Raw genomic sequence first — 7,051 nt, forward strand, 5'->3', positions numbered from 1 at the left:
GCGGCGAGGTCCGTCAGATGTCGAGTTCGAGGATGTAGAGGCCGCCGGTATGCCGGTCGGCGGCGTAGACGATGGCGTTCTCGTCCACGTAGACGTCGTTGATCTGCGTCGCCGGAACGCGCGAACCCGCCGGCGCGGCGGGCACGAAAGCCGCGACCTCGCGCGGCTGCGTCGGATCGGACAGATCGTGAACCCGCACCCCGCCGTTGAAAAGCGTCGAGAACAGCAGCGTGTCGGATCGGAAGGCCGTTTCGCGCGGCGGGTTCTCGTGCACGTTATGGCATCCGAACCTGCCGCCGCGGTGAGCGTACTCCTCCACCCGCGGCATGGGAAGGATCGACAGCGGCACGAGATTGTCCTCGCGCCGCGCGTCGACGATCCAGGTGAGCTTCGGCCAGTCGGCGCCGTCGTCCAGCACGCATTCGTGCGTCACGACCAGAAGGTCGCGGCTGAAGAGCGGCAGGACCGTATGCGTGAAGCCGGGGAACGGCGGATTGGGGTTGAAGTGCGAGACGACGCGCGGCGAGGACTTGTCGGCGATGTCGAGGATGTAGCCGCCGCCGTCGATATACCCCACATAGGCGCGGTCCGGCCGCTCGGGATAGACGTTGGTGTTGTGGCCGCGAAAGCCGGTGTCGATCGGCAGCCGTTCCGGCCCCGGCTCGTCGTCGCCGACCGCCGTGCCGGGCATCCACCAGCGGCCGACCTCGACCGGCCGGGCGGGGTCGCGGACGTCGATGATGCGGTAGGGCTGGTCGTCGAGCTGGTTCTTCGGCGTGAAATCCGGCGCGCCGCCAGCGAAATGGACGTATTCGCCATCGACGAACCAGAGCTGGTGGACACCGCGCGAATGCGGGCCCGAGCAGTCGAAATAGCTGATCTGCCGGGGCGATTCCGGCACCGATATGTCGAAGATCTCGATGCCGGCGGGCGTCTGGCCGGGCTCCAGCGTCTGGTACGCCACCGCCAAGAGGTCGCCCGTCGTCTCCAGCGAATTGGAGCGCACGTGCATATTGGGCAGATCGGTCTGCACGACGACGCGGGGATTGCGCGGGTCGGTGACATCAACGCCGGTAAAGTTCTTCGGCGGCCCCTCGTGCGCGAGCCACAGGATGCGGCGTCCGTCCTTCGCGGCCTGAAGGGACATGCCCTCGCCGATCCCTCCCCATCCGCTGAGGAGGTCGTGTCCGATCAGGCGCATTCCGTTTATCAGTTCCACTGTCACCGGCATCCTCCGCTCAGCTTGTCGAAAGGGTGTGGTCGGCCGGACCCGGCGCGAGATCGGGCGCGAGAGGCCCGGAGGGCACCGCCTCCGTCTCGAAGAAGCGCACCAGCTCCGGCCCCAGCAGGGCGGCGAAGAACCGATCGTCCTCGCCATCGGAAGCGCGCGGCGCAAAGAGCGCGATGCGCGCGCCGGCGGCTTCGAGACGGGCCTTGCGCTCGCCTGCGCGGCGGGGCGTTTCTGCGATGCCGCCGTCGAACAGCGCGGTGAGCTGCGATCCCGACCACAGGAGCGCCGGAAGCGTCAGGTCGCGCAGGTCGGGATGCTCGACCCGCGCGCGCGGCAGCAGGGCCGGCGCGGAAAACAGCGTATCCTGAGGGCGGTAAAGACCCTGAAACGGCGCGAGCCGCCGCTCGATAGCCTCCCGCGCGCGATCGACGGCGCGCGTCAGGAAGGCGAAATAGCGGTCGAGCAACCGGCGCAGGCTGCCGTCCCACGGATCGCAGAGCCGCTTCAATGCCGCGAGCAGCACGTCCCGCATCCCGCCCGCACCCAGCGGCGAGGCCACGGGTGGCAGGACGGCGCCGATATGGTTCAGACGGAGCGGCTCTCCCGCCCGGCAGCGCATCCTCGCCGCTGCCCGCGCGCCCGGTCGTCCGGCGACGCCGAACGAGACGTCGAACCCGTCGGGCGGACGCAACGCGTTCAGCAGCGCATTCACTTGCGCGTCTCCGGATGCCAGACGAGAAGGCGCGCGCGGACCGTCTCGAGCCCGCGCACGACGAGGAAGCCGAGCAGCACGATCTCGACGATGCCGGCGAAGACGCCGACCGAGTCGGCGAAGCGGCCCGCCATGATCATCGCGCCGCCGACGCCGCGCCCGCCCATCAGCATTTCGGTCACGATGGTGGTGATCATGCCGACCGGCAACGCCACCTGAAGGCCGGTGAGGATCTGCGGCAGCGCCATCGGCAGGCAGACTTCCCACAGGAGCTCGTTCTCCTTCGCGCCGAGCGAGCGGGCGGACCAGATGGGCCACTTGTCCTGCCCCGTCGTGCCGGCGTAGGTCGCCGCGACGATCGGGAAGAAGCAGGCGAAGGTGACCATGATGATCTTCGAGGTGTCGTAGATGTCGAACCACAGGATGAAGATCGGCAGGAACGCGATCTTGGGCATCGGAAAGCCGACCGAGATCAGCGGATCGAAGAACCAGCGGACCACGGCCGAGCGCGACATCGTCACGCCGATGGGAATGGCGATGGCGGCGGCGATGGAGAAACCGAGCAGGGTGCGGTAGAGCGTCAGGCCGAGATCCACGAAGATGGTGCCGGACAGGGCGTCGGCCCATATGCGGCCGATGACCTCGCTGAGCGGCGGCAGCAGGAACGGATTGAGAGCCCCGAAACGCGCGCCGAACTCCCAGGCGAGGCACAGGGCGACGATGACCCCGGCCTGGACGCCGACATCCGTCAGCCTGCGGGAAGCGGCGAGAGACCGGCGCTCGCGCGGCTTGCCGTTCGTCGTGGCGGGCGAGGCGGACTGCAGCGTTGCCATCACGTTTCCCTCCAGATGAGCTGGCGCCGCGCAAACGCGGCATAGACGCGATCGGCCAGGAAACCGATGCCGGCGACGAAGAAGATGACGGCGAACATGGCCGGATAGATGCCGCCGTCGCCGAGCGAGGAAATCATGTAGCCGACCCCGTCCGTCGCGATCAGGAACTCCGAGCTGACCATGAGGATGAACGAGAAGGCGAGCGCGGTGCGGCAGCCGTTGAGGATTTCGGGCATCGCGCCGGGCAGGACGATCTCGTGCAGCACGTCGAACCGCGACGCCCCGAGGCTGCGCGCCGACCAGACGAGAAAGGGATTGATCCCGCGCGCGCCGTTGTAGCTGCCGACCACCACGGGCAGCAGGCAGCCGAGGAAAATGAGCAGGATCTTGGAGGAATCGCCGAGGCCGAGCCAGATCATCACCACCGGGATCAACGCCGATTTCGGCATGGGGTAGAAGATCTGCACGATCGGATTGATCAGCAACCGGACGGGACGGAAGCTCGCCATCAGCAGGCCGGCGACGATGCCGAGGACGACGGCGGCGAGCAATCCGGCGCCGGCGCGCCCGACGGATCGCATGGTGTTGTACAGGAGATCGCCGTCGATCAGCAGGGACAGGAAAGCGCCGAAGATCTCGCCGAGACCGGGCACCATCTGCCGCGATACGAGACCCGTCGCGCCGACGAGCTCCCACAGGGCGAGCAGGATGACGAGCGGCGCGTAGCGCAGCACCGGCCGGCCGGCCTCCAGCAGCAGGCGGGCTCCTCCTTGCGGCTCTTGCGTCACGAGGGCCATGTCAGTGCCCCCGCGTCGCGGCGACGGCCTGTTCCCGCACGAGCCGCCAGATATGCTCGCTGAGCTGGATGAACTCGCGATCCTCCAGGATCTCCTCGCCCCTGTCCTTCGGCAGGGGAACGTCCAGGACGTGCTCGATGCGCCCCGGCCGCGAACTCATGATCGAGATGCGGTCGGCCAGGAAGACGGCCTCCTGCACGTCGTGGGTGACGAAGACGACGGTCTTGCGCGTGCGGCCCCAGATGGCGCGCAGCTCCTCCTGCATGACGCGGCGCGTCTGGGCGTCGAGCGCGCCGAACGGCTCGTCCATGAGAAGCGTCTTCGGATCCACGGCCAGCGTGCGGGCGATGGCGGCGCGCTGCTGCATGCCACCCGAGAGCTGGGACGGATAGGCATCCTCGAAACCGGACAGATGGACGAGCGCGATATAGTCCCGCGCCCGCGCCTCGGCCTCGTCCCGCTTCATGCCGAGCTTCTTCAGCCCGTAGAGGACGTTTTCCATGACCGTCTTCCAGGGAAACAGCGCGAAATTCTGGAACACGATGGCGCGATCCGGCCCCGGACCCTTCACGGGGCCCAAGGCCGTGGAGATCTGCCCTTCCTGCACGGGCAGGAAGCCGCCGATCAGGTAGAGCAGCGTGCTCTTGCCGCAGCCCGACGGACCGAGCAGCGCATGGAACTCCGTCTGCGCGATGTCGAGGCTGATGCGCTTGAGGGCGAGAACCGGCCCGCCGCTGCGTCCGCCATAGGAATGGGTGACGTTGTCGATGCGGATGCCCGTGTCAGTGTTCGCGGACGCGGCATCGGCATGACGGGTCTGTGCGAGGGAGCTGATGGACGTCATCGCGCACCCTCCCCGACGATGCGTCCGGCCTTCCACGCCAGACTCGGACAAACGGGAACTGGCGACACCGCGACGGGCGGAATACGGCCAAGTCGGCGCATGATCTTTCTCCTCCCCAAAAGCGCGACGCAATCTGTCAGGAATTAAGAATTCCCTGAACCATTATTATTTTGGTACGGCGTCGCGCACTTCATTTATCGATAGATAAATCGTTCTTGACGTGGGCTGTCAATAATAAAATGCCGCTGTTCGAGGACGCGGACGATCTGCCCTGTGGGCGAACCAATGAGGCGGTTGAACACTTGCAAACCGCTTTCAGAGTTTATTGCAGCACTTTCTTCAGTTCGGCCTGCAGCGTCTCCAGCTGCGGCAGGTACCGCGCGACGAGGTCCTTGATAGCGTCGCCCCGCGCCGGCAGGCTGATGTTGACGGCGGCCACCGCGATCCCGCGCGCGTTGAGAACGGGGACGGCGATGGAGCGCAGGCCCATTTCCACCTCCTGGTCGATCGCGGCATATCCCTGTTCGCGCGCGCGCCGGACCTGGGCCATGACGGCGTCGGGATCGGTCAGCGTCAGCGGCGTGCGCGCCGCAAGCGGCTGCATGGAGAGCCGCCGCAGCGCCTCGGCCTCCGGCAGCGCGGCCAGCAGCACCCGGCCCATCGAGGTGCAGTAGGCCGGCAGGCGCGACCCCGGCATCAGCGCGACCGACATCACCTTCCGCTGCGCCGCGCGGGCGATATAGACGATCTCGTCGTCGTCGAGGATCGATACCGAGCTGCTCTCGCCCAATTCCTCCGACAGCCGGTCGAGCCACGGCTGGACGATCTGCGGCAACGGCATGCTGGCGAGACACGCCGTGCCGAGCCGCAGTACCCGGGGCGTGAGCGTGAAGAACTTGCCGTCGTAATCGGCATAACCCAGATGGGCCAGCGTCAGCAGACAGCGCCGCGCCGTCGCGCGGTCGAGCCCGCTCGCCGCCGATACGTCCGAAATCGACTGGCGGAAGCGCTCCGCCGTGAAGGTCTCGATGACCGCAAGCCCCTTGGCAAGGCCGCCCATCGTGTCGCGCTGGCTGATGGCCATGGTCGCCCCTGCTTGTTCGGCTTGTGCGATATATCAACAAATACACTATATCGCACAAATCCCGTTGCCGTCGAGCCCCTCACCGCTTATTGCTTGACGCAAAGATCGCCTGCCGCGCCGCCATGATGGCGGGGCGGAATACCGGCGAGAGGGAGATCCTGATGGACAAGACTGTCGGCAGTCTCGCCGAGGCCGTTGCGGGGATCGGCGACGGCGCAACGATCATGATCGGCGGCTTCGGCGGCTCGGGTGCGCCGATCGAGCTCATCCACGCCCTCATCGACAGGGGCGTCGGCAACCTGACCGTGATCAACAACAACGCCGGCAACGGCCGCATCGGCATCGCCGCGATGATCGACGCGGGGCTGGTGCGGAAGATGATCTGCTCGTTTCCGCGCTCGTCCGACCCGCGCGCCTTCACCGAAAAATATCTCGCCGGCGAGATCGAGCTGGAGCTGGTGCCGCAGGGAACGCTGGCCGAGCGCATCCGCGCCGGCGGCGCGGGCATCCCCGCCTTCTACACGCCGACCTCCTTCGGCACGGAACTGGCCGAGGGCAAGCCGATCGCGGAGTTCGACGGGCGTTCCTACGTGCAGGAGCGCTGGCTGAAGGCCGATTTCGCGCTGATCAAGGCCGAGCTCGGCGACACGCGCGGCAACCTCACCTATCGCAAGGCGGGCCGGAACTTCGGCCCGCTGATGTGCGCCGCAGCCGCCACGACCATCGTCCAGGTATCGCGGATCGTGCCGCCGGGCGACATCGACCCGGAACACGTCGTCACCCCCGGCATCTTCGTCGACCGCCTGGTCGAGGTGCCGGAACCGCAGCAGGAAGAGCTGCTCATCCGCGCTGGAGCGACCTATCCATGACCGACATCAAGCTTTCCAACGCCCAGATCGCCTGGCGCGCGGCGCAGGACATCGCGGACGGCGCCTACGTCAACCTCGGCATCGGCTTTCCGGAAATGGTCGCCCGCTACCAGCCCCCGGGGCGCGAGGCGATCTTTCATACCGAGAACGGCATTCTCGATTTCGGCCAGTCGCCACCGGAGGGCGAGGAGGACTGGGACCTGATCAACGCCGGCAAGCGGGCGGTGACGCTGCGGCCGGGCGCTGCCTTCTTCCACCACGCCGACAGCTTCGCCATGGTGCGCGGCGGGCATCTCGACGTCGCGATCCTCGGCGCCTACCAGGTGGCGCAGAACGGCGATCTGGCCAACTGGCGCGTGGGCAGCAAGGGCGTGCCGGCCGTCGGCGGCGCGATGGATCTCGTGCACGGGGCCAAGCGCGTCGCGGTCGTCACCGAGCATGTCACCAAGTCCGGCGAGCCGAAGCTCGTGGAACGGTGCAGCTTCCCGCTCACCGGCGTGGGATGTGTGACCCGCGTCTATTCGAGCCTCGCGGTGATCGATATCGAGGACGGCCATTTCGTGCTGCGCGAGAAACTGCCCACGATCACGCTCGAACGGCTGCAGTCACTGACCGGCGCGCCGCTCGTCATCGACGGCCCGGTGGCCGATCTGATCGTGCCCGAACTCTGAGGAACAAGCG

At 67.2% G+C, this 7,051-nt stretch carries 8 protein-coding genes; 2 read left to right on the forward strand and 6 right to left on the reverse strand.

All coding sequences use genetic code 11. From position 1 onward, the window contains the following. Positions 1–13: 13 nt before the first annotated feature. The 6 genes from ACUSIJ_RS28010 to ACUSIJ_RS28035 form a co-directional block, all read right to left on the reverse strand. On the reverse strand, positions 14–1,219 hold the full coding sequence (locus ACUSIJ_RS28010) for an LVIVD repeat-containing protein (RefSeq protein ID WP_449311711.1): 1,206 nt from the start codon (positions 1,217–1,219) through the stop codon (positions 14–16). 19 nt (positions 1,220–1,238) lie between these two features. Beyond that, positions 1,239–1,943, reverse strand: coding sequence for a hypothetical protein (locus tag ACUSIJ_RS28015; RefSeq protein ID WP_449311712.1), 705 nt, complete (start codon positions 1,941–1,943; stop codon positions 1,239–1,241). Beyond that, positions 1,940–2,776, reverse strand: a complete 837-nt coding sequence (locus ACUSIJ_RS28020; RefSeq protein WP_449311713.1) for an ABC transporter permease — start codon at positions 2,774–2,776, stop codon at positions 1,940–1,942. Before ACUSIJ_RS28020 ends, ACUSIJ_RS28015 begins: the two co-directional genes overlap by 4 nt. Then, entirely contained in the window at positions 2,776–3,573 is a 798-nt protein-coding gene (locus tag ACUSIJ_RS28025; protein ID WP_449311714.1) for an ABC transporter permease, read from the reverse strand. Before ACUSIJ_RS28025 ends, ACUSIJ_RS28020 begins: the two co-directional genes overlap by 1 nt. Position 3,574: 1 nt before the next feature. After that, positions 3,575–4,417, reverse strand: coding sequence for an ABC transporter ATP-binding protein (locus ACUSIJ_RS28030; RefSeq protein ID WP_449311715.1), 843 nt, complete (start codon positions 4,415–4,417; stop codon positions 3,575–3,577). Between the two features lie 322 nt (positions 4,418–4,739). Continuing rightward, positions 4,740–5,501, reverse strand: coding sequence for an IclR family transcriptional regulator domain-containing protein (locus ACUSIJ_RS28035; protein WP_449311716.1), 762 nt, complete (start codon positions 5,499–5,501; stop codon positions 4,740–4,742). 161 nt (positions 5,502–5,662) lie between these two features. Between ACUSIJ_RS28035 and ACUSIJ_RS28040 the strand changes: the two genes are divergently transcribed. Next, entirely contained in the window at positions 5,663–6,370 is a 708-nt protein-coding gene (locus ACUSIJ_RS28040) for a 3-oxoacid CoA-transferase subunit A (protein ID WP_449311717.1), read from the forward strand. Then, on the forward strand, positions 6,367–7,041 hold the full coding sequence (locus ACUSIJ_RS28045; RefSeq protein ID WP_449311718.1) for a CoA transferase subunit B: 675 nt from the start codon (positions 6,367–6,369) through the stop codon (positions 7,039–7,041). The genes ACUSIJ_RS28040 and ACUSIJ_RS28045 overlap by 4 nt, the downstream gene beginning before the upstream one ends. Positions 7,042–7,051: the final 10 nt, after the last annotated feature.

Source organism: Pseudochelatococcus sp. B33, from assembly GCF_053570585.1.

What these genes read in the sequence shown, in the direction of transcription:
- ACUSIJ_RS28020 (WP_449311713.1), bottom strand. Translation starts at nt 2,776, where the DNA reads ATGGCAACGCTGCAGTCCGCCTCGCCCGCCACGACGAACGGCAAGCCG.
- ACUSIJ_RS28025 (WP_449311714.1), bottom strand. Translation starts at nt 3,573, where the DNA reads ATGGCCCTCGTGACGCAAGAGCCGCAAGGAGGAGCCCGCCTGCTGCTG.
- ACUSIJ_RS28030 (WP_449311715.1), bottom strand. Translation starts at nt 4,417, where the DNA reads ATGACGTCCATCAGCTCCCTCGCACAGACCCGTCATGCCGATGCCGCG.
- ACUSIJ_RS28035 (WP_449311716.1), bottom strand. Translation starts at nt 5,501, where the DNA reads ATGGCCATCAGCCAGCGCGACACGATGGGCGGCCTTGCCAAGGGGCTT.
- ACUSIJ_RS28040 (WP_449311717.1), top strand. Translation starts at nt 5,663, where the DNA reads ATGGACAAGACTGTCGGCAGTCTCGCCGAGGCCGTTGCGGGGATCGGC.
- ACUSIJ_RS28045 (WP_449311718.1), top strand. Translation starts at nt 6,367, where the DNA reads ATGACCGACATCAAGCTTTCCAACGCCCAGATCGCCTGGCGCGCGGCG.